Source organism: Aquifex pyrophilus (assembly GCF_054656935.1).
Genome location: NZ_BAAHXJ010000001.1, coordinates 13,349 through 34,244, shown reverse-complemented (window position 1 = coordinate 34,244; position 20,896 = coordinate 13,349). Strand labels below are relative to the sequence as shown.

The 20,896-nt window shown below is 37.9% G+C and carries 30 protein-coding genes; 20 read left to right on the top strand and 10 right to left on the bottom strand.

From position 1 onward, the window contains the following. The first annotated feature begins 66 nt into the window (after positions 1–66). Genes ACYQZ0_RS00215 through ACYQZ0_RS00185 form a run of 7 tightly spaced genes read left to right on the top strand, consistent with a single transcriptional unit; the run spans position 67 to position 6,480 of the window. Positions 67–372 carry a nucleotidyltransferase domain-containing protein gene (locus tag ACYQZ0_RS00215; RefSeq protein ID WP_459774361.1) on the top strand — a complete coding sequence of 102 codons (306 nt, stop codon included), beginning with the start codon at positions 67–69 and terminating at the stop codon, positions 370–372. Between the two features lie 11 nt (positions 373–383). Continuing rightward, positions 384–1,592, top strand: coding sequence for a restriction endonuclease subunit S (locus tag ACYQZ0_RS00210; protein WP_459774360.1), 1,209 nt, complete (start codon positions 384–386; stop codon positions 1,590–1,592). After that, the gene (locus ACYQZ0_RS00205) at positions 1,585–1,854 is read left to right on the top strand and encodes a DUF4258 domain-containing protein (RefSeq protein ID WP_459774359.1); all 270 of its coding nucleotides are present in this window, start codon (positions 1,585–1,587) and stop codon (positions 1,852–1,854) included. The genes ACYQZ0_RS00210 and ACYQZ0_RS00205 overlap by 8 nt, the downstream gene beginning before the upstream one ends. Beyond that, positions 1,845–2,045, top strand: coding sequence for a DUF2283 domain-containing protein (locus tag ACYQZ0_RS00200; RefSeq protein WP_459774358.1), 201 nt, complete (start codon positions 1,845–1,847; stop codon positions 2,043–2,045). Before ACYQZ0_RS00205 ends, ACYQZ0_RS00200 begins: the two co-directional genes overlap by 10 nt. 30 nt (positions 2,046–2,075) lie before the next feature. Continuing rightward, positions 2,076–5,192 (top strand): HsdR family type I site-specific deoxyribonuclease, encoded by a 3,117-nt coding sequence (locus ACYQZ0_RS00195; protein ID WP_459774357.1) that lies wholly within the window; start codon positions 2,076–2,078, stop codon positions 5,190–5,192. Next, a complete protein-coding gene (locus tag ACYQZ0_RS00190; protein ID WP_459774356.1) occupies positions 5,185–5,502 on the top strand; it encodes a M48 metallopeptidase family protein in 318 nt (105 codons plus the stop codon). The genes ACYQZ0_RS00195 and ACYQZ0_RS00190 overlap by 8 nt, the downstream gene beginning before the upstream one ends. 42 nt (positions 5,503–5,544) lie before the next feature. Further along, on the top strand, positions 5,545–6,480 hold the full coding sequence (locus tag ACYQZ0_RS00185; RefSeq protein ID WP_459774355.1) for a hypothetical protein: 936 nt from the start codon (positions 5,545–5,547) through the stop codon (positions 6,478–6,480). Between the two features lie 66 nt (positions 6,481–6,546). Here the strand turns inward: ACYQZ0_RS00185 and ACYQZ0_RS00180 are convergent, their stop codons facing one another. Both ACYQZ0_RS00180 and ACYQZ0_RS00175 read right to left on the bottom strand, forming a co-directional pair. Then, positions 6,547–7,074: a hypothetical protein gene (locus ACYQZ0_RS00180; RefSeq protein ID WP_459774354.1), complete on the bottom strand. Its 528-nt coding sequence runs from the start codon at positions 7,072–7,074 to the stop codon at positions 6,547–6,549. Positions 7,075–7,291: 217 nt separating this feature from the next. Further along, positions 7,292–7,537: a hypothetical protein gene (locus ACYQZ0_RS00175; RefSeq protein WP_459774353.1), complete on the bottom strand. Its 246-nt coding sequence runs from the start codon at positions 7,535–7,537 to the stop codon at positions 7,292–7,294. Positions 7,538–7,543: 6 nt separating this feature from the next. Between ACYQZ0_RS00175 and ACYQZ0_RS00170 the strand changes: the two genes are divergently transcribed. Genes ACYQZ0_RS00170 through ACYQZ0_RS00160 form a run of 3 tightly spaced genes read left to right on the top strand, consistent with a single transcriptional unit; the run spans position 7,544 to position 8,901 of the window. Further along, a complete protein-coding gene (locus ACYQZ0_RS00170; protein WP_459774352.1) occupies positions 7,544–7,828 on the top strand; it encodes a substrate-binding domain-containing protein in 285 nt (94 codons plus the stop codon). A gap of 39 nt (positions 7,829–7,867) precedes the next feature. Further along, the gene (locus tag ACYQZ0_RS00165; RefSeq protein ID WP_459774351.1) at positions 7,868–8,701 is read left to right on the top strand and encodes an Rpn family recombination-promoting nuclease/putative transposase; all 834 of its coding nucleotides are present in this window, start codon (positions 7,868–7,870) and stop codon (positions 8,699–8,701) included. A gap of 14 nt (positions 8,702–8,715) precedes the next feature. After that, entirely contained in the window at positions 8,716–8,901 is a 186-nt protein-coding gene (locus ACYQZ0_RS00160) for a hypothetical protein (RefSeq protein ID WP_459774350.1), read from the top strand. 165 nt (positions 8,902–9,066) lie between these two features. Here ACYQZ0_RS00160 and ACYQZ0_RS00155 read toward each other — a convergent pair whose 3' ends face one another. The 4 genes from ACYQZ0_RS00155 to ACYQZ0_RS00140 all read right to left on the bottom strand — a co-directional run bounded on the left by ACYQZ0_RS00155 (position 9,067) and on the right by ACYQZ0_RS00140 (position 10,481). Beyond that, a complete protein-coding gene (locus tag ACYQZ0_RS00155) occupies positions 9,067–9,330 on the bottom strand; it encodes a hypothetical protein (RefSeq protein WP_459774349.1) in 264 nt (87 codons plus the stop codon). Positions 9,331–9,517: 187 nt separating this feature from the next. Next, positions 9,518–9,796, bottom strand: a complete 279-nt coding sequence (locus ACYQZ0_RS00150; protein WP_459774362.1) for a transposase — start codon at positions 9,794–9,796, stop codon at positions 9,518–9,520. A 35-nt stretch (positions 9,797–9,831) separates the two neighbouring features. After that, the gene (locus ACYQZ0_RS00145) at positions 9,832–10,080 is read right to left on the bottom strand and encodes a hypothetical protein (protein ID WP_459774348.1); all 249 of its coding nucleotides are present in this window, start codon (positions 10,078–10,080) and stop codon (positions 9,832–9,834) included. Between the two features lie 185 nt (positions 10,081–10,265). Then, positions 10,266–10,481 carry a hypothetical protein gene (locus tag ACYQZ0_RS00140; protein ID WP_459774347.1) on the bottom strand — a complete coding sequence of 72 codons (216 nt, stop codon included), beginning with the start codon at positions 10,479–10,481 and terminating at the stop codon, positions 10,266–10,268. Between the two features lie 489 nt (positions 10,482–10,970). On the opposite strand from ACYQZ0_RS00140, the gene ACYQZ0_RS00135 reads away from it, so the two are divergent. Beyond that, a complete protein-coding gene (locus tag ACYQZ0_RS00135; RefSeq protein WP_459774346.1) occupies positions 10,971–11,933 on the top strand; it encodes a hypothetical protein in 963 nt (320 codons plus the stop codon). On the opposite strand, the gene ACYQZ0_RS00130 is transcribed toward ACYQZ0_RS00135, so the two are convergent. From ACYQZ0_RS00130 to ACYQZ0_RS00120, 3 genes are all read right to left on the bottom strand, one after another. Next, positions 11,930–13,171, bottom strand: a complete 1,242-nt coding sequence (locus ACYQZ0_RS00130) for an AAA family ATPase (RefSeq protein ID WP_459774345.1) — start codon at positions 13,169–13,171, stop codon at positions 11,930–11,932. The genes ACYQZ0_RS00135 and ACYQZ0_RS00130 overlap by 4 nt on opposite strands. Positions 13,172–13,379: 208 nt before the next feature. After that, entirely contained in the window at positions 13,380–14,048 is a 669-nt protein-coding gene (locus ACYQZ0_RS00125) for a hypothetical protein (protein WP_459774344.1), read from the bottom strand. Between the two features lie 38 nt (positions 14,049–14,086). Then, the gene (locus tag ACYQZ0_RS00120) at positions 14,087–15,805 is read right to left on the bottom strand and encodes a UvrD-helicase domain-containing protein (protein ID WP_459774343.1); all 1,719 of its coding nucleotides are present in this window, start codon (positions 15,803–15,805) and stop codon (positions 14,087–14,089) included. A 73-nt stretch (positions 15,806–15,878) separates the two neighbouring features. Between ACYQZ0_RS00120 and ACYQZ0_RS00115 the strand changes: the two genes are divergently transcribed. The 4 genes from ACYQZ0_RS00115 to ACYQZ0_RS00100 are packed head-to-tail and all read left to right on the top strand — an operon-like array spanning position 15,879 to position 18,192. Continuing rightward, on the top strand, positions 15,879–16,532 hold the full coding sequence (locus tag ACYQZ0_RS00115) for a hypothetical protein (protein ID WP_459774342.1): 654 nt from the start codon (positions 15,879–15,881) through the stop codon (positions 16,530–16,532). Between the two features lie 46 nt (positions 16,533–16,578). Next, positions 16,579–17,526 (top strand): tyrosine-type recombinase/integrase, encoded by a 948-nt coding sequence (locus ACYQZ0_RS00110; protein ID WP_459774341.1) that lies wholly within the window; start codon positions 16,579–16,581, stop codon positions 17,524–17,526. Between the two features lie 37 nt (positions 17,527–17,563). Further along, positions 17,564–17,791, top strand: coding sequence for a DUF6364 family protein (locus ACYQZ0_RS00105; protein WP_459774340.1), 228 nt, complete (start codon positions 17,564–17,566; stop codon positions 17,789–17,791). Positions 17,792–17,799: 8 nt separating this feature from the next. Then, positions 17,800–18,192 (top strand): type II toxin-antitoxin system VapC family toxin, encoded by a 393-nt coding sequence (locus tag ACYQZ0_RS00100; protein WP_459774339.1) that lies wholly within the window; start codon positions 17,800–17,802, stop codon positions 18,190–18,192. Positions 18,193–18,197: 5 nt separating this feature from the next. Here the strand turns inward: ACYQZ0_RS00100 and ACYQZ0_RS00095 are convergent, their stop codons facing one another. Continuing rightward, positions 18,198–18,464 (bottom strand): hypothetical protein, encoded by a 267-nt coding sequence (locus ACYQZ0_RS00095; RefSeq protein ID WP_459774338.1) that lies wholly within the window; start codon positions 18,462–18,464, stop codon positions 18,198–18,200. A 98-nt stretch (positions 18,465–18,562) separates the two neighbouring features. Here ACYQZ0_RS00095 and ACYQZ0_RS00090 point away from each other — a divergent pair, with 98 nt between their 5' ends. The 5 genes from ACYQZ0_RS00090 (at position 18,563) to ACYQZ0_RS00070 (ending at position 20,814) form a co-directional block, all read left to right on the top strand. Continuing rightward, positions 18,563–18,796 carry an AbrB/MazE/SpoVT family DNA-binding domain-containing protein gene (locus tag ACYQZ0_RS00090; protein WP_459774337.1) on the top strand — a complete coding sequence of 78 codons (234 nt, stop codon included), beginning with the start codon at positions 18,563–18,565 and terminating at the stop codon, positions 18,794–18,796. Continuing rightward, positions 18,778–19,200 carry a putative toxin-antitoxin system toxin component, PIN family gene (locus ACYQZ0_RS00085; RefSeq protein ID WP_459774336.1) on the top strand — a complete coding sequence of 141 codons (423 nt, stop codon included), beginning with the start codon at positions 18,778–18,780 and terminating at the stop codon, positions 19,198–19,200. Before ACYQZ0_RS00090 ends, ACYQZ0_RS00085 begins: the two co-directional genes overlap by 19 nt. Then, entirely contained in the window at positions 19,197–19,760 is a 564-nt protein-coding gene (locus ACYQZ0_RS00080) for a segregation/condensation protein A (protein ID WP_459774335.1), read from the top strand. Before ACYQZ0_RS00085 ends, ACYQZ0_RS00080 begins: the two co-directional genes overlap by 4 nt. Positions 19,761–19,895: 135 nt before the next feature. Continuing rightward, positions 19,896–20,534, top strand: coding sequence for a ParA family partition ATPase (parA, locus tag ACYQZ0_RS00075; protein ID WP_459774334.1), 639 nt, complete (start codon positions 19,896–19,898; stop codon positions 20,532–20,534). A gap of 52 nt (positions 20,535–20,586) precedes the next feature. Then, on the top strand, positions 20,587–20,814 hold the full coding sequence (locus tag ACYQZ0_RS00070; RefSeq protein ID WP_459774333.1) for a hypothetical protein: 228 nt from the start codon (positions 20,587–20,589) through the stop codon (positions 20,812–20,814). Positions 20,815–20,896 lie beyond the last annotated feature (82 nt).

Here is a 20,896-nt window from a genome sequence, read left to right as displayed (position 1 = left end):
TTGAACTGGCAATTGAGAAAGTTAAAACTATTGAAAAAGTAATAAGAAAAGTGGAGGAGCTTACAAATGCTTAAGGTAAGGCTTTCTGAGGAAGAGATAAAAGCTATTGTTGAAACAGCTAAAGAAATTTTTGGAGAGAATGTAAAGGTTTGGCTTTTTGGTTCAAGAGTTGATTTAAACAAGAGGGGAGGGGATATAGACATATACGTGGAAACAGAAACATTAGAGGACATGTTAAGGAAAAAGCTGAGGTTTTTAGTAAAACTTGAGGAGAAAATAGGAGAGCAAAAAATAGATGTAGTTATCAGACCTTTTGATTCTAAAGATGAGATTAGCCTTACCGCTAAAAAGACAGGGATTAGATTAATTTAGGAGGTAATAATATGACAAAAGTAAGTTTTTACAGGGAAAAAGATTTTAAAAACACTGAAATAGGCGAAATTCCGAGGGAGTGGGAGGTGAAGAAAGTAAAGGATGTTTTAAAATTTACAAGTTCTGTAAATGGTATCAAAGAGAAAGAAATTCATAAAAAGGGGAAATACCCTGTTATTAATCAGGGCAAGGAGTTTATAGTTGGTTTTTCAGATGAAGAAAAATTTTTAATAAATGAAAATTTACCTATGCTCATTTTTGGAGACCATACTTGTGAAATTAAATATATCGACTTTCCTTTTATAGTAGCTGGTGAAGGAGTTAAGTTATTGAAACCTGTTAATAGTTTGAATGAGCTTTATTTCTTCTATGTTTTAGAAAATTTTAAACCTAAACCTCAACATTATAGAAGACATTTTAAACTTCTAAAAGATGTATATATCCCCCTCCCCCCACTTCCCGAACAGAAAGCCATCGCAAAGGTTTTAAAGGATTTTGATGACCTTATTGAGGTTATAGAGGAGAAAATAAAAACACTCCAGAGGATTAAAAAGGGACTCATGGACGTTTACTTTACGAGGGGAGTTTTTGACCATAAGGAATTTAAGGATACGGAAATCGGTAAGATTCCGAAGGAGTGGAAAGTGGAAAGATTGAAAGGTATAGGAAAAATTATAACTGGAAAAACTCCCTCTACTGGAGTAAGGGAATACTGGAATGGTAATATTATGTTTGTAACACCCACAGATTATAAAGGGAAAAAATACATAAAAGAAACAGATAGATATGTTACTGAAAAAGGAGCTGCCCAAGCTACGTTAATACCTCCCTTTTCGGTATTGACTGTATGTATAGCCTCTATCGGAGAAGTAACTATAAATGTTAAACCGTGCATAACAAACCAACAAATAAATGCTATCGTTCCCTTTGAGGATAAAATCTATTACGAATTTCTATACTATATTATGAAACATAGAGCTAAATATTTAAAACTTATAGCAGGATTAACTACTACTCCAATTGTTAAAAAATCCACCTTTGAAAACCTCCCCATCCCCCTCCCCCCACTTGAAGAACAGAAAGCCATAGCCCAAAGGTTAAAGACCATAGATGACCAGATAGAGAACCTGAAAAGCCAGAAAGAAACACTCCAGAGAATAAAGAAAAAGTTTATGGATTTATTACTTACGGGGAAGGTGAGAGTAAAAAATGATGTATGAGTTTACCAAGCATTTCTGGGAAAAGTGGGAAGATAGAAAAGAATTCTTCTTAAAACAGGGGATAGATATAAACAAAATTATTGAATTTATAGAAAAACCAGATATAATTTTGCCTGACGATATATTTCCTAATAGAGAATGGAGAATCAAGAAAGTAGGAGATAGATGTTTAAAAATTGTTGTTGAGCTTCAAGAAAATAAATTAATAATTATTACCGCTTATTTTGATAGAACACTTAGGAGGAAGAAGATATGCGGATAAAATATATACCAGAAACAGATACACTTTTAATAAAGCTAAAAGACGAGCCGGTTGCGGAAAGTGAATATATAGAAGGAAAAGGTATAGTTGTAGATTACAACGAGAAAAATGAAGTGGTAGGTTACGAAATAATGGGATGGTCTAAAATAGAGAAGACCGGTCAGGAGTTGGAGCTTAAGGTTTTAAAATAGTTTCTAACTAAAGGAGTAAAGAAGCGTAAAATGATTACGGAGAACATTACCCATAAAAAAATTTCGGAAAACTTGGAAAAAGTTGGATGGCAAAAATGCGGAGGATATAAAGAACACCAGCTTATTGAGGATTACCTTCTCAAAGATATCCTTACCCAGAAAATAAGGGAAATAAACGCTCAGGAATTTGAGGCAAAAGGCTTAAAAGACGACCACGTTAAAAAGGTAATTCAGGATGCGATTAATAAACTCTTCTCCTTAAGGGACCCCGTTCAGCTTCTTGATTACCTGAAAGATGGCACAATCGTAGAGTTAAATAGAGGAAACAAAGGAAACGTAGCGGTAAAAATTAATTTCATAGATTACAAAAACCCGGAAAATAATACCTTCTGTTTCATACATGAGGCAAAGTTTAAAGGTTCACCAGAAAACGTAAAACCCGACTTCACACTTTTCATAAACGGCATTCCCGTAGCCATAATAGAAGCAAAAAGGGAAATCTCAGAATCCGAAAGCTACACCTATCTTGAGGGATTAACACAGATAGAGAGATATGAAAAAGATAGTCCCGAGCTATTCAAGTTCGTTCAGATTGGTGCTGTGTTTGCAGACATGCAGGTCTACCTACCCACATACCCAAACCCCGATAAAGAGAAAAGATTTCAGAGGAATCTTAACATATGGAGAGATGACCAGGGAAACGAGAACATCATAGAACTTTTTTTACCCCATACGCTACTTGACATTATCCGAAACTTTACCTTTTTTAGCTCAAGGGGGGACGGAACAATCTTTAAAACACTCCCCCGATACATGCAGTATAAAGCTGTAAATAAAGCTTTCAAAAGAATAAAGGATTACCTTAATGAAAAATCCGATAAAAACAAGGGATTAGTATGGCACTGGCAAGGTTCCGGGAAAACCTTTGAGATAATCTACCTTGCGGAGAAATTTTACAGAGAGTATGAAAACAGAAAACCGGTAGTTTTCATAATAGTTGATAGAAAGGAATTAGAAAAGCAATTTGATGAAGAAGACATAAGACCTCTCAGGAATGCAAGATTTAAAGAAGTTTTTAAGAAAATAGAAAGCACTGAAGAGTTAAAGCAGGAGCTAATACGAATAAAAGAATCGGAAAAAAACCATAACATAGACCCTAAAGCGGTTTACCTCGTAATGGCTCACAAGTTCAGGAAAAAACTTGCCCAGGACCTTGAGGAATACTTTAAGGAAGCCCTAACGGATATGAAAATACAAAAGAAAGAAATACTTATTTTGAGGGACGAAGCCCATAGGACTGAAGGTGGAAAGAGTATATTAACAGCTGTAAGAAACTACATATTGCCGGAAGCCTTAAGGTTCGGCTTTACAGGAACTCCGGTTCACAAGCAGGAAAACAGCACTTTCCAGGAATACGCATACCCACAGGAAGGAGAGTTTTACTTAGATAAATACTTCATTCAGCAATCAATAAAGGACGGATATACCATTCCCCTAACTTGGAGAGTTGCGGTATCCGAGGGAGTAAAGATAAATCTTACAGAGGAGGATATTGAAAAACTAATAAAAGATTACTTTGTAAACAGAAAGCTGGAAGAAGAGGACGAAATTCCCGAAGTATCAGAGTCAGAAGTTAAGGAAAAACTACCCTTTAGCGATTTACTAAAAGCGGAAGACTTCATAAAAAAAGCGAGCCTATATATAGCCCAGAAAATAAAGGAAGACACGGAAAACTTTACCTTTAAGGCTATGATAGTAGCACAGGACAGAGCAAGTGCTGTAAAGTTCAAGAGATACCTTGACCAATTTATGCCCCAGTATGTTAAGGAATACACTCCCGAATGGAGTCAAGTCGTAATAACTCACACCAACAACGACGAAGACATAATAAGGAAATACAGAAAAGAAGTTGAGGAAAGATACGGAAAAAACATAGAAATCCTAAATAAAGAATGGACAGAAAACTTTAAACACTCCGAAAAACTCCCCAAAATCCTAATAGTTAATAAGAAGCTCCTCACCGGCTTTGACGCTCCAATCTTAAAAGTCATGTATATAGCCCAGCTCATGAAAGATGTTCTCCTCCTTCAATCCTCAGCAAGAGTAAACAGACCCTATCCCTCAAAGAAATACGGTTTAATCGTTGACCTTTGCGGTGTCCTAATTGAAAATTACAAGAAAGCTATTGAAAAGTATAACCTATATGAAGATGAAGAAATTAACAGGGACATACTTAAGAACCTCTTCAGGGACAGCTCAGAACTATGGAACGAATTTTTAAGCAAGCTTCAGAAGTTTAAGGAGCTTTTTAAAGAAATTACGGGAATTGAATGGAACGAATTCGTTGATAAGGTAAAGAAAGGAAATAAAAAAATTTATCACGATGCGATTAACAAGATAATAACAAACGAGAAAGGATTACTCCTTCTCTATCCCCTTGTGAGAGAAGCAATAAAAATTTACGAAGCTATAGGAGCTTTTCCCGAAAAGGTAAATTATTACGATACTTATAGGGAACTCCGAGTATTATCCGCAGGTATAACAAGAAAGCTTAAACCGAGAGTAGAAATTCCTGGCGATATTAAAGATGAACTCTTAAAAAGAATTGAGTTTTCCGATATAAAAGAAATAGGAGAGCTTAAATTTTCCCTTGAAGTTATAGAAAAGCTTAGAAGTAGTGGTAAGGATTACACAATAGTTGCGGATTTCCTGATACCCCTTATAGCCTATCTTGAGGATAAAAAGGACCCAATACACAAAGCCATATATAAAAGATTAAAAGAACTAAGAGATAAATACATATCACGAAAGGTAAACATAGAAGAAGTTATAAAAACTCTTGAGGATTCCGTAAATAGACTAAAAAAGTATGAAGCACAGAGGAAAAATCTTAAACCCGAAGATATAATCCTAAAAAATCTTGAGTTTATTCTAAGCAATAATGGAATTGAGATAAAACCAACAAAGGAACTAAGAGAAAGCATAAAAGTATTTTTAGAGAAAAAACCGACCGAGCAAATAAAGAGCAGGCTAAAAGAAGAGCTTATATTTTCTGTAGAAAAAGGAGAGGAAAAACTTGAAAAAATCTTAGATTCTTTGATAGAGGAACTATTAATTCCTATGAGAAAGGAGATTAAAAATGAGTAAATACGAAAAAATAAATCTCACGCTTTGTAAACTGAAAGAGAAATTGGGAATCAAAGAAAACGTAAAAGTAAGGTTAAAACCTTTCAAAAGAAAAATCGCTTCTGTATCTTTAAGGAAAAATACAATTTACCTAAATTCCGAAGTCATACAAAGGCTTACAGATAAAGAACTGGAGTATATAATAGCTCACGAGCTATTACACCTGAAATACGGAGTTTTCCATACTAAAGAATTTGAGAATGAACTAAAGAAATTGTTTGATAAAAACTTAGAACTGAGAATACTTAAAAGAATATTAAAGAAGAAATAAACATCTTTAATCTTTTGGGAAGTTTGGTTTATCATTTTTTGTATGGGAAAAGGTGAAGAACTTACTTTACAAGAGAATAAAATACAAAAACAGGAAATTGAACAGAGTATTAAAGAAAAAATTATACTTAATGAGTTTAAAGATGCTCTTAAAAATCAAGAAAATATTTTGATATATAAATGTCAGAAAATATTTGAAGAAAATAAACCAGATTTTAAGTGTAAATGTAAATCTTATGGTAATGAAAGGGAAATATACATAGAAGTAACACTTTTACCAATAGCTGATAGGGATATAATGAACCTTAATTACAGCATAGAAAAAAGAGACATTGAAATAAAACCTTTCGACAAAGAACTTCCAGACAACAAAGAACTTCCAGATCGCATTTTTCTTAAAAAAGAAGGCTTAGTGGCCGAAATCGAGGAATATATGAAAAAAAGAAATTTGAATAATATTAGAATAGAAATACAATTTTCATATGATCTATTTAAGAAGAAAGAAATCTTTAAAGGTAGAGGAGCTAAAAAGAAAAAAGAAAAATTCATAAAAAGCCTTTTAGAATATATAAAGGAAAAGGTAATAAAGGAAGAAAAGTTTCAAAAAGGTAGAAGAATAATAAAGGTAAAAACGGATGAAGATATACCCAGTTTCCTTAAGCAGTATATAGAATACATAATATTTGAAAAATGTGAATCTGTGGAAGTTTGTTCTTTTCCAATTTTTAGTAATAAACCCTTTCACGAAAGAATAAAAGAAGTTATTCAAAAGAAAGAAGCAAAGAAGTATAAAGTCAGTGATCCAATTTGGTTAGTTATAAAAATTGAAGACAATATAACTCAATATAAGGATGCAGAAGAAATGTTTAAGCTTATTAAGAGTGAAACTTTTGAAAGAATATATCTTTTATTTGAATACGAAGGTGGAAATATTACTTTAATTAAGATGAGAACGCCAAGTTTAGACGTGGGAGCATAGGGATTTAATGAAGATGAAAGAAGCGAGCCAAATGTCGTAACAGCAATGCTACTGCTACAAATTTTCTCATTTGCTCTTCCCAATAAGTCTTTCTAAAGCTCTCTTTTCTTCGATAAAAAGAAAATAAAACAGTATTACTAATGCAAATGCACTTAGCACCTTTATAAGGATTTCCGTAGGATTTGAACTTATAGCTTGCCACTTATTTTTTACTATCAGCATACTAAGCAAAAGTAAGTATAAAGAAACTAAAAAATTCGTAATCACAAAGCGATGTATACCGATTATATAACCGAGTAGAAATACTTGTTCATAAAGTAAATCCATACTCATATCTACAACTTTTAAGTCGAGTAATATATCTAAAGAATAAGCGACACTATTTAAAATAAGCATCGGTATAGTAATAACGAGCAATAAGTCTCTTGCTTTCTCCTCATCTAGGTTCACAATAACCTTCTTAATAAATTTTAAACTAAAGTTTTGCAAGGTATGAGTAAGGAAGTATAAAGTTATGGAGAAGGAAGAAAACGCAACTCCTGTGAAGCACATCAAAGATTTTATCTCTGTTAGAGTTTCTTCGTCTATATCCAACCTCCTGCTTTTTGTTTAACTCATAATTCCTTCATTGTCGCCTTGAAGGAGCTAAAAGCTCCTTTCACCTTCGGAACGCTTTGAAAATCAACGACTTTCTCCATGCATGCTTATAAGTTTATTGAAAATCAAATATCAAACTTCTCTACTTAAGAAGTTTGGGAATTTGAGTGCGTAAATCTTTTTATAGTTCCTGCCCTTCTTTTTCTTAACGCGTTTAATACTCTTCTTCTTCTTCCTCCTCATTCGCTATCTCGTATTTCATCAGGTAATCCGGTATACCCATCTCAGTCCACATTTCCTTCGGGAACAGTAGCATTGCCATCATAAGGTAAATTGCTTCCTTCTTGCTGTATTCACTGTCCAGTCTGTCCAAGTCCTCGTCCTCCATCTGAAGGAGCATGAATGGAATGAAGCTTTTGGCCTTTTCTCTCAGATCCTTTGGTTGCTTCTCCACTTCCACAATTAAGTGAGACAGAGAACCCAACATCTTAAGCACCTCCCTGCTATCGTTGATGAGAAATCTGGTTCTTTTTCCCGGTTCCAGCAACTCTTCTTTTCGTGGAAAAGCTCCTTATATCAGAAAACGCAGGACCAGTTAAAGCAGGCTCTCTATAAACTCGGGGAACTTGAGGGAAGACTAAAGGAAGCGGAAAACACGATAAAGGCTAAGGAAGAGTTAATAGAAGAACTCAGGAACCGCATAAAGGAGCTTCAAGCGAAGCCCAAAAGATGGTGGGAGTTCTGGAAGTGATTTTCCACTTTATTCCTGCCTTTAACCTAAAATAGCCCTATGGCCAAGAAATACGATATACCTTTACGGAAGCTCTTTAAGGAACTCCCGCCTGCCCTTTTCAGGTTAGCTTTCGGAACCTCTATTGACCCTCAAAAGGCTAAGCTCCTTGACGTAAAGCTCCCCAAACTCTTTGAAAGAGAGGCTGATCTCGTTGTTGAGTTCCAGAACGAAATTTACCACCTTGAAATTCAGTCAACGGATGACCCAGACATGCACTTAAGAATGGCTTACTACTTCCTTCTCATCTACGAAAACTACAAGAAAATTCCTAAACAGGCTGTTGTTTATGTGGGAGAAGCTTCCTTAAGAAGAATGAAGGACTCCGTTTCCCTTGGAAACTTCAGGTTCAGTTATAAGCTCGTAGACCTTAACGCTCTTGACTGCACACCTTTTCTGGAAAGCCCCGAGCCTTCGGACTGGATAATTGCGATTCTGTGCAGGATACCTAAGGAAAAGGAAGTTCTTAAGGAAATCCTTTTGAGGTTTTCAAGGCTTCCAAAGGAGAAAAGAGAGAGATACCTTGAGATGCTCTTCCATCTTGCTCATTTAAGACCACAAAGGCTAAATTTGTTAGTAGAGCTCAAAAAGGAGGTCCACATGCCTATTACTATTGACCTTGAAAAAGACCCGCTTTACAAAGAAGGATTGGAAAAAGGACTAAAGCAAGGATTAGAAAAGGGAATAGAAAAAGGGAAAGAAGAAGCAAAGAGAGAAGACGCTATAAGGCTTTATAGGGAGACAAAATGGAGTCCAGAAAGAATAGCAAAAATCCTGAATGTCCCGAAAGACAAGGTTATCAAGTGGCTAAAAGAAGAAAAGCTTATTGATTAACAAGGAAAGTTAATATGCCCATTACGATTGACATTGAACAAAGCCCTTTCTATAAGGAAGTGTTAGAAAAGGGCTTAAAAACATCGGCAATAAATCTATACAAGAAGCTGAAACTTCAACCAGAACAAATAGCGGAAGTGTTAGGAGTGGAGAAAGAGAAAGTCCTGAAGTGGTTGAAGGAAGAGGGGATGATAGGGTAGAAAGCATAAACTGTCCTTATATTAACACAACCAGAAGATATTGAAAATAAGGGACTTTACATTGCTTTGGTATATTTTTTAAATACTTTGAAAAGCCTATAAAAGTTTACAATTAACACTACGCTGGCAACTATGAAGCCTATAAAAGCTAATGTTTGTAAAAATTCATTCATTTTTATTACCTCCATCTTTTAATATTTCCAATAACCTGAAAATTTCAATTGTTAATAGCAGTATGATAGAGGAAGTCATTACAATTAAAACTATTCCTATAAGTAGTAATATAGCTTTTATGGGACTATCCAGTTTTATAAATAGGCTTGCCGTTCCTCCACTAACTGCTATTAATACAATCCATAATATCTTTAAATATTCCGTTAAAAACTTTATCTTTTCTTTGATATATTCTTCTTTGTTCACAATTATCATTTTACTACAGTTGATATATAAATACATATTGAGAAAGCCATTGATTTTTGGAAACTTTAGAGGGTTACCGAAAATTTGTAAAAATCCCCAAACATCTTAAGAAAAGATGTTTGAGGCTTAGAAAGCAACAAAATGATAAAGGAGAAGCATAAAAGTTATTGAAAAATGAGGAAATTCTGAAAGAAGGCTAAGATTTAAAAGCATCATATCCTCCTATTGCTACGTTGAAAGCTCCTACAAAATCTGCGTAAAACTCCGACTTGCACTCGGGACATATGAAAGTATCCCTTTTAGGTCTTACCTCTTCCCTGTTTTTGCCTATGTATCCACATTTAGGACATCTTTGGGAAGTTTTTTTCGGATTTACTTTTTCAACTTCTATTCCGTGTTCACTCGCTTTGTTTTCTATTAATTGTTGAAGTTGGGAATAATTCCACTTTGGGAAATACAATTCATTCTTTTTTATGTCTTTGTTTTTATCTTTCCCTTTTCCAGAACCACTTATCCAATCGGAACGTTGTTTTTGAATACGGGAACGTAAGTTTTCTTTTTTGTGTTTGTTGCGATGTGGTTTGCTGTTATGGAAATTCTTAGCATTTCTGTAGTGGGAAGGTTAGTTCTTTCAATCAACCTTCTTTCTGCGTGAAGTTCATTTCTGTCCATGAAGATGTCTATTTCGTAAGGTTTCATTCTTGAAAAGTTAACGTTTGGGAAAAGTCTTTTAAGGAGTTGAATTTTTCTTTCTGTCATTTTTCTCCTCCCTGAGCTTTTTTCTCAAGGGGCGAAAAGCCCCTTTCGCCCAGGGAGGAGGTGTTAAAGTTTGTGTTGTTATGTTGTTTTGTCAGCAAATCGTGTTTAGAGCGTTCGGAGATTTCAAGCGGAGGGGAGTTGTAAACCTTGGTTTACAACTTTGGGCTTGAAGAAAAAGTTTCCGATTACTTCAGCTTTTCAACGAGGTAATCCACTACCTCGGGCTTGAAGTAGTATATTCTCCTTTTGACTCCTCTCTTTTTAGGAACTACATACTTGCCCGGTATAACTCCCTTCAAAATCCAGTAGTATATTCCCGAACGGCTTATTTCTATCCCTCTTTCTTTTAGCTTGTTAATCAGCATATCCACGTTCAGAAGCTCTTCCTTCACTTTAGCCATACATATTAATTTTTCTCAGAATTTCTGAAAAGCAAAGTTTCAGGAATACATAAAGTTCCGCCAAATATTAGCGGAACTTACGGGAAACGTTTGAATGAAGGGACTTCGTGCGTCCGGAAAACTCCAAAAGTTCCGACAAGTTTTAGCGGAACTACTTTTAAAGTCCTTGATTTTGTAAGCCTTACGCTTTAGCGACGGGAAGTTCCGCCAAGTAAATGTTGTTAACGATAGTGTAAGGAATTTCTCTTTATAACTCAAAAAAGAAACACTTTAGCGGAACCTAAAGGAATGTTTATCCGAAGGACCTATTTTCAAAGGTTTCGGAAATAGTTCCGCTAAACTTTAGCGGAACTATAAGTTAGATGGTAGTTTCCGCCCGGTTGATTTCCAAACCTTTTGGGAAGTTCCGCCAATACTTAGCGGAACTCAGAGATTTACATTTGTTGCAACTCAGTATTACAGTGATATAGATTTAAAGGGGATAAGGTAATGAAAGAGGAAGCAGAGAGGAAGATAAAGGAAGCTCTGGGGATTTTAAGGGAAGAATTGAGGTATGAGGGATTATTCAGTAGAAAGAAGCGAAAGGGGGTAAGGGAATACGAATACTACGAAGCGAAGTTTTACGACGTTAGGAGTAAGAAAATAATAAACGTTCACGTTCCGAGGAAAAAGGAAACTATGTTGAAAAATCTCCACCTGGAATGGAAGCAGGCTAAAGAAGAGGAAAAGAAAATTGAAGAGGAAATAAGGAAATTGCTAAATAGCTATAATAACCCCGAGCTAATTAGAAGTATTCTTCAAAAGGTTTACGAAGAAAACCTCAAAAAAGAAGCGAGAGACTACGCTTACGAGAAGTTTAAGCAAAAAGCCCTTGAACTTTTTGAAGAGCTAAAGCCCTACTTGGTTTACCTCAAGAAGGAAAAGCTCTCCCGTGTATCTTTGATGGAAGCCCTATACATTCTTGCTAACGTAAAAGAAATGTTTAAGGAGAAGGGGGAAGAAGAACTGAAAAAAGCCCTCAAAAGAGCGGTAAAGACCATAATCCTGAGAGACAAAAATCAGAAAATTCAAAGTCCCCTGGGAGTTCTAAAGAGCGACTTTTTTCTCCCACAGAAAACGGAATACGATTTTTTGCTCTCCTCTTTTTTGAGAAATGAGCTTGAACCTGTGTTTGAGAAGCTCCTTCAAAGTGAAGTGGAGAAGTTATCCGCTCAGGAAGCTCTCGCTAAAATTTCGGGCTTTCTTGCCACGCTATCCGAGAGGGCAAAAGAGAGAGTTTTAAAAGTCTTCCCTTCTTTTGAGGAGTTTTCAAAAGCTTTATACGAAGGCTGGAAGAAGTCGGGAGAGGAGCTTCGGGAATTTTTAAAGGAGTGGCAATACTACCTTGAGCTTGATGTTCTGGAAGAAGATGAAGAAAATGTCCTTAGGATTATAGGGCGGTTGAAGAGCTAATTTGAGATAGCTTCCTTGACTATCTTCTTGAGGAACAACCTCACTCCGTATTCCCTTGCAAGTTCGTAGTACTTTCTCGTTAGCTCTTCCGCTTTTTCTTCTGCGTTCACCTTAGCAAGCTCCTTCCTTGCGATAAGAAGAAGGTCTTCGTAGCTGAGAGGTTTGTAGGGAACTACTTCATCAATCCTTCCCAGGAATTCAGGTTTGAAGTATCCTTCAAGCATTCTCCTGATGAGAAGCTCCCTTTCAACTTCGTTTTCTTCTTCCCTTGAGGCTAACTCTCCTATTTCCTTAGCATACAGGTTTGAGGTGAAGAAAACCAGGCTGAGATTTGCATCGTATCTGTTTCCACTTTCCCTCTCAATAACGTATCCCTCGTCAAGAAACTGAAGAAGGAAGGACATAACGTCCGGATGTGCTTTTTCAACCTCGTCAAAGAGAATCACTCTCCTCGGATTTTTCTTGAGTGCGTTCGGGAGCAGTCCTCCCTTTTCAGAACCGAGGTATCCCCTCGGAGAACCGAGCAAGGTCCAGATGGATTGTTCGTCCCTGAACTGGTTCATATCAACTCTCAGGAAGGAGTATCCGAGAGGTTCTAAGATTTTAGCTATCGCTTTTGCTGTTTCCGTTTTTCCCACTCCCGTAGTCCCCACGAGAATGAAGGAAGAGAGTATCTTTTCCCTCTTTTCGTTTCCCCTTTCAAGCTCTTTTACGCTCAGTCTAACCGTGTAGCTTATCTTTTCAAGTGCCTGTTCCTGACCGATAACGTGCTTTTTCATTTCCTCAACGCTGAGAGCTTTTGCTACCTTCTCAGCAACTTCCTTAACGTCCTCTACCTTTTCCTTGAGCTTTTCTTCTTTCTTCTCTTCGTTCTTTATCACGAACACTTCAGGTTTTGCTTCAATGCTCATGTACTCTTCGGGAATGAGGTTAACTCCCTTCTTTCCCGTATATCTGTAATGAACGTATAACCAGGTTGCGAGAGTCCCTATCGTTCCGAGAACAACGAACCACCCCCAAAAGAGGGGATTGCTCCACCACCTTCCCGCTCCCGTCTCAAGGGAAGTCAGGAAAACGGAAAGAACCGCAGGAATGACTATCGTCGGAAATATGAACCAGCTTCCGAACACTCTCTTGATTTCCCAAAAGAAGTGAAGTGTCATTCTTCCGGAAGCGTAAAAGATGTAACCGAGAATGAAGAGAAAGAAGAAGAAACCTAAAAGCTCAAACACTCCCATCTTCTTCCCCCTTCTTAATTAATTTTCTCGCAACTTGCTAATTTCGTTTTTCCAGTTTTCTTTCCTGTACGTTAACAATCCACGCAATCAAAAGACCGATAATCAGAACTCCCAAACCTACAAAAACGAGTCCCAATGTATAATCACTCATCTTCACTTTCTATTGTTAGAAAATGCTTCCCTACTTTCTTGAGCGTTTTTTCAACATTCAAACGCTCAATTCAATTCCTGCTCCCGCAACTTCTTTTAAAAACTCCTCAGCTAAGGACAAAAGCTCTTTTGCATAGGAGTCAGCTAAGTGTTCTCCCACGAGGAGTTTCGCTCCATAGTGAACTCTTCCTTCCGATGCTCCCTGCATCACTCTGAACAATTCGTCAACCTTTTTCTCTTCCACAGTGTTGTAAATTAGGTCTCCGACTTTTACGTTCCCCATCCTGAGTTCGTCTCTCTTTGCGTATTCAAGTCTTTCAAATTCCCCCTTAACCTTTTCCCACCATTCTCTCATCTTCTCAGTTCCCTTTAGTGCAATTATCCTTTTCCAGAACTCAAACCAGCGAGTCTTGTGAGCGAAAACGTCCCAGTTATCAATTATGCTTTCCCTGTCCTTGATACCGAGAGAGTGCATAACGAGTATGAATTCCGCTATTAAACCTCTTAGCATAGGATTTATAAACTCTCTATCATACTCCTCAACTGACACGTTCTTTAGCTCAGGACACTTTACTCCCCAAACGACAATCTCCATTCTGTTTTCAAAGAAAAGGGGAGCGCTTGTCGGAAACATAACGTAAACTCTTCCCTCTTCTTTCACTATGTCAAAAGAGGGAACGAGGAGAAGTGCTCCGTTCGGGTCTAAAATCTTCTTGCTGTAATCCATAGTTACCCTCCTTTTTTAATTATCGGAAGGCTGAAGAGCTAAAAGTCAAATTCTCCGTCAAGCTTTTCCCAATCTGGTTCATCGTTATCCGAAACTTCAGCCCACAGGTTTTTAGCTTTTTCCCTTATCTTTAGCTCCTTCCTGACCGCTTCCATGACTGCTTCGGGAGTGAGCTGTTTTTCAAGGTTTTTTTGAATTCTGAAGTAACCGGGACCTTCACCTCTCTTTATTACTCTTGTCAGGGCAACGTATTGAAGGTTTATCTCGTCAATGATTTCCCCGAATTCTTCTTCGTTTTCCTGAATGCCTTTAACTACTTTCCTGGCTACCTCTTCGTTAACTTCAGTTAGCTCACAGACGTTTTCTTCTATGAAGCTCACTACCTCTTTCATCAGGTCGGGAAAATCGCTTGTAAAGTGTACTCTTTCAAATTCAAGTCCCTTTGAGGAGTGAGCGGTCGTGAGAACGATTTTTGCTTCGGGAGAAAGAAGCTTTCTGGCTTTTTCGTAGAGAGTTTCTATATCGTACTCGTCTGCAATTTGAAGGGCGTGGTAGTATTCAACTTCTCCAGCTTCTGCAAAGTGAAGCATGAACTCTTCAAGGCTTCTCGCCTTATCTCTTGCTTCCATCGTGATTTTCTTAAGGTAGTTAGGAATTCCGTAGAGCCACTTTTCGTTCGGAAAGTAGTAGAACTTGAGCAACCTTTCTGCTTCCCTTACGCTTCTGAAAATCTCGTCAAGCTCTCTTGCAAAGAAAACCGGCTCTTTTATCTTTGCAAGAAGTTCAACGAGCCTTGCGTTGGTTCTCGTGACGTAAGCAAAGAGTCCGTTTGTTCTTCCCGTTTTGACCGCTTTAATCGTGTTTTTATCGTTTTTCCAGTTTTTCAAAAACAGGTTAGCTCCGTTGACTATTTCATCGTTTTCAAACCTGAAGGAAACGGTAAGAGATTTCTCCTCCCAGTCTTTCAGTCTTGCGAGAGTGTTGATTGCCCCTCTCCAGGAATATATTTGTTGATGCCTGTCTCCCACTATGAGCTTTTGAGGAACGGGGGCGTTGGTGAGAACGAATTCCTGAACTCCGTTAACGTCCTGTCCTTCGTCAACGAGGAGAGCGTCAAACTGCTTGAAGAATTCGGAAAACCTGTCAAGGTTTTGCTGGAAAAGTTTCAGGTAGTAATCGTGAGTTATGGGGAGCTTTTCTCTGGAAATCGCAAAAAACACGTATTCTAAGGTATCTGCGAGATGGGAAAGGGCTTCTTCCGTTTTTTTCTTTCTCTCTTCTCCCTTGAGAGAGAAAAGCTCGTAAGTTGCGAAAAACTTCTTTTTAAGCTCGTGATTGGAAAAGATGATTTTCTTCAGGTTCTGAGGAGAAACTTTGAGATAAACGGAATTGCAAAAGGCTTCAAAGGCGTCTTTTACGAAGTTAGCCTTGAGAGGTTCAATTCCAAGAAGATTTATAAGTTCATCAACGAAAATTTTTCTGTTAACGAGCCTTTTTTTCAATTTATCGGGGAGGAAGGAAAAGGCAAGGGAATGAATGGTCATCACTATGCAGTTTTTGGGCATTTTTGCTTTTAGCTCCTGAGCGATTGAGCGATTGAAGGTAAGAACCAAAAATCTCTTTCTGGAAAAGACTTCCGCAAGAGCCCTAAGGGTTGTGGTTTTTCCCGTTCCCGCGTAGGCATTTACTTTCATCTTTTGAGTTTCACGAAAGGATTTGATGATGTCCTTTTGCTCTTCCGTAAGCTTAATCCCCATAGGATTTAATAATACGTTCCGGGCTCAAAAAGAACTCCTCAAAGTAAAATTAGAAAAAAAAGGAGGCGGGAAGATGCGGAAGGGCTTGATAGGAGTTTGTGTTCTGGGAGCTTTTCTGATTTCCTGCGGGCGAACTTCTGAAGCGGTAGGTGCGGTTTCTAGCACTTTTATGCTGGTGAAAGGTGGGTACCAGAGCTATCAGGGATTGAAGATGGCAAAACAAATCAGGCAATCTGAACCTGTGTTTGAGAATTACGAGGCTGTCAAGTTTGAAGCTTTTCTAAATCCGAGGGAAGTAGAAAATGCAGATGAGCTAAAGAGAGCTTTTGAAGACAACGTCAGGTGGTTGATAAAGAAGGACCTTGAGGTTGCGGGGCTAAACCTTGAGGTTTGCCAAGATAACTGTCCCGAAAACACGATAGTAATTCAGTTTCGGGAAACGGGCTACGGGGAAAGTCTTGCACAAAAACTTCTTGCGGGAGAAAAGCTAAGAGGAAAGCTCTACTACGTTGACAAAAAAAGCGGAAGAGTTATAAAGGAAGAGAACCTTGAAGTTGCAGGCTCTTACGCTGACCTTGTGAGGGAAATTCACCTTTCGGTAGGTTTCAAGGCTCTAAAGAGCGTAGAAAAAACGGGAGACGGGGAGAGGCTGAAAAAAGCGGTAGAAGCTTTCAACAGGATTAATCCTATAAAAAAGGAATACGAGGAGCTCCTGGCAAGAAGGTAAGCCCTCCGGGAGGTGGGGGCTTTTTTTTAAATAATAATTAAATGTAATGGAACACTTAATAGACTCTTATATTTCTGAGCTCAGAAAAGCAAGGGACAAAAAAACCGTTGAGAAGAAATCGTATCTTCTCAGGCATCTTCTTGAGTATTCGGACGACCTTCCTTCTTTTTCCCGAAGGGAAATCTTCTCCTTCTACGAATACCTGAAGGGAAAGAAACTCAAAGACACCACGATTAGAGACGTTTTCAAGGAAGTGAGGCTTTTTTACGAATGGTTGGGGGAGCAAGGAATAGAGATTGAGTTTGACCAAAAAGCTCTTAGAAAACTCTTTCAGTCAAAGAAAGCTCAGGAAGCCCTGAAGGCAAAAAAGAAGTATTTCTCGGACGAGGAGATAAACCTAATTCTTTCTGCCATTCGGGGAGCTGTGGAAGGAGTGTCTGCAAAGCATCCCATTTACTACGTTCTCACGATATTTCTTCTTTGTTCGGGACTGAGAATTTCGGAAGCGGTAAAGGTAAGGAAGAAGGACTTTGAGGTAAAGCGAATTCTCACGGAAGAAGGAAAGGAGAAGGAAGTGTGGTTTGTAAAGGTAAGAGAGGGGAAGTTTTCAAAAGAGAGGAAAGCTCTTATTTACTTCTTTAAACCTGAGTGGAAAAAGATTTTTGAGGAGAAGCTAAAAAGGCTCAAGCCCGATGACCTTTTCTTTACCTACTCGGTTAAGTATCCAAAGAACGTGAAGACCTTTACCTTGACGGATAGAACAGCTAAATGGTTTTACTGGAAGCTGAAGAAGGAACTTCGGGAGAGGGGATATGAGATTGAAGTAAATGCACACAGGTTCAGGAATACATACATAACGAAGCTTGCAACTAAAGGTTTTCCCGTGAACCTCATATCCGAGTGGGCGGGGCACTCAAGGATTTCAACGACCATGGATATCTACATGGAAGCCGAAAAGGAAAAGCAGATGGAAGTTATTTTGGAGAAATTGTGAACTTGATTTATGTTATGCATTACATAACATAAAACTTATGGTTCAGAGAGTTACAATTTCCTTGGATAAGGAGCTTGTTGAGGAGTTGAAAAGCCTTGCAAGAAAAGAAGGGCTTAGTCTTTCAAAATTTATAGCAAAGTCCCTTGAGGAGTACGTAATCAAGAGAAGGAAGAAAGAAGCAGGTAAAAAGCTTCTAAAGATTAAACTGAATAAGCAAGAAGTAGAAAAAGCCTTTGAGGAGTTAAAGAGAATAAGAAATGAATAAAGGTAAACATGGTTCTTGTAGGGCTGGATACTGGCTTTTTTATTAAACTCTTAGAAGGAAATGAAGAAGTAGCTGAAGTCTGGGAAAAGATAACGGAAGGTCAATTAAAGGCAAAAACATCCGCACTTGTTCTCTTTGAACTCAAAAGAATACTTTTAAAGCTCGGAAAATCAGAAGTCTGGGAAGATATCAAAGAAGCTATAGCGTTAAACTGCGAAATAGTATCCGTGGATTTAGATGTAGTAGAGAGAGGAGCTTCCGTAAGCTACGGAACAGGTCTGCCTGCTTTTGATGCAATAATTTACACTTCCGTAAGTGATGTGGATGTATTTTACACAACTGATAGTAGTTTTAAGGTTTTAAGCAAGAAGAAAAAACCGAAGATAAGGATTATAAAGTGAGTTTTTCAAGAACTAACGACATGTGCTTCTGATGCCTTTTCCTCTTCCTTTACTTCTTCCGTCTTCATTTCTTCTTCCTCTTTTTCGGGCTTTGCCACGTACATTTGAAGCTCCTCAATTGTAGATTCCCTGAACTTATCCTCTATTATCCCTCTTAAAAGCTTGTTTAACTTTTTCTCATCTCCCTGAGCAATTCCGAGGAGTATGTAATAAGTGCTTCTCGGCAAAGAAACACTGATTTTCTTAAAATTTCTTCCTCTTTTCCTAGCCATAAGAAAAATTTTAATGAATTTCTTAGGGAAATTCTTTTCTCACATTCCTTGACGTAAAGTAATCTTTCCTTACTTTTAGAAAGTAAGGAGGTAAGACAATGCTCGTGAAGAAGACATCCAAAAACCAGATAACTCTTCCGAAGGAGGTTCTCAAAAATTTCCCCGAGGCGGAGTACTTTGAGGTAAGAGTTGAAAAAGGCAGGATTGTTCTAATTCCCGTCAAGACGATACCCTCAAACATAACCCTTGAGAAAATAAGAAAAAAGATAAAGATTGCGGGACTGACGGAAAGGGACATTGAGGAAGCGGTGAAGTGGGCAAGAGAAAGCTGAGAGTAGTTCTGGACACAAACGTAATTCTCTCGGTTCTTCTGTTCGGGGGAAAGCTTGAGTTTATACGGAAAGCCTGGAAGGAAGGAAAGCTGAAGCTTCTCTTTTCGGAAGAAACCCTTGAAGAGCTCGTGAAGGTTCTTCACTACCCCAAATTTTCTCTTGAAGAAGAGGAGATAGACTTTCTTCTCTACGTTGAAATCCTGCCTTACTCGGAAACGGTTGAGGTTAAGTTCAGGTTGGAAGAAGAGGTATGCAGGGACAGGGATGACGTTAAGTTCCTGGAGTGTGCGGTGTCGGGAAGAGCGGATTTTGTGGTCAGCGGAGATAAGGACCTGCTTTCGTTAAAAGAAATAGAAGGTATAAGGATAATCTCTCCTGCGAAGCTGAGGAAGTTTCTGAGATGAAAGGGGCCTTAGCTTTTTCTCCATACGAGCTCGTCCTTGCGGAAATTGAAAAGGGAAATGTAAATCCCTTTGAAGTGGACCTTGAGCACATCATAAAGATTTTTGAAGAAAAAGCGAAGGAGCTGGAAGAAAGAGAACTCTTCTTAGAGGCGGGAGTATTTCTTCTGGTGGCCACAAAACTCTTAAAGCTAAAGCTCAGGTATCTCTTTCCCGAGCCAAAAAGGGAAAGAAAGAGGATAACGATTGAAGAGGTAAAGGAAGTCGTAAAAGAAGCAGAGGAAGAAGCGGACTTTCTTGAGTGGCTCTATGACTACTCTCCTTCTGTGGGAAGACCTAAAGGTTCAAGAGTTGTAAAACCTCAAAAGATGGACTTCAAGGAGTTTTTCAAAAAAGAAATTCCTCTCCACAAAGAGGTTGACTGGTACAAAGAGGCAAGAAGAGTTTACGAGGAGATAAAGAGGGGAGTTTTCAGGATAAGGAACATAAGTGACTTTATAGCTTTCCTGTTTGCCTATCAGGAGTTTGAAGACATTTATTTTGAGCCCGAAAAGTTGTTATGAGGTGCACAGCCCTAATAAGCATAATAAGTAAAGTTAGTTAATTAAGGATTATAAGCTTAATAAGTAAAGCAAATTAAGTATGCTTTTTTACTTTTGTTTACTTAGTTGATAATATTAAGATTATGGGGGTAAGCCATGAAAGTAGTTGTTGTAGCTAATCAAAAGGGAGGAGTGGGAAAAAGTACAATTGCGTGTAACCTTGCCGTTGCCTTTGCCCTTGAAGGAGAAAAAGTTCTGCTCGTAGATGCGGATACTCAGGAAAGTTCACTGAGTTTCCGTGCTATGAGGGAGAAGGATGATATCAGTGCTATAGCTATTACTAAACCGACTATACACAAAGATATAGGTAATTTTAAAAACTTTGACATTGTGATTATTGATACAGGTGGAAGGGATAGTGCCGTTTTTAGAAGCGCTATAATGGCTGCATCGCACGGAATCCTAATCATTCCTACGCTTCCGAGCGTTTACGATATATGGGCTACGGAAGATACATTAAAAGTTCTGAAGGATGCGAGAGCCTTCACGGATATTCCAGCCTACCTTCTTATTAACCAGGTTATACGGGCTAAAATAGTCAGGGAAGCAGAGGAAACACTTGAAGAACTTGCAAGGCAGTATGAAGTAGAAGTATTAAGGACAAGACTTTTTTCTAGAGTGGTATTCAGAAATTCAATAAAGGAAGGTAAAAGCGTTCTTGAAATGGATGATGAAAAAGCAAAGAAAGAAATGAAAGCCCTTTATGAAGAAATCAAAGAAAAATTGTTTAGTTAATTAAGTTAAGTTAACTTACTAATTATAGTAAGCTAAGTTAGGAGGTTTGGATATGGGCATACCAAGGAAGCCTTTAAAAGATGCAGATGAGTTTATAAAAACTGCAAAAGCAGAAGATAAAGAAAATCAGCAGGGAAAGGAAGTTCCTAAGGTAAAGAAGTTTCTTATAGAGCTTCCCTACGATTTATGGATGAAACTGAAAATGAAAGCTATACAAGAAGGAAAACCCCTCAAAGATGTAATTCTCGAAATACTTACAAAGGAGGCGAATAAGATGTAAATACGTAGATGACTTCCGTCCCCTGTATTTTCTTGAGAGCTTTTTTTTCACAAAACTTTTTTCCTGTTTTTTCTCGACTAAA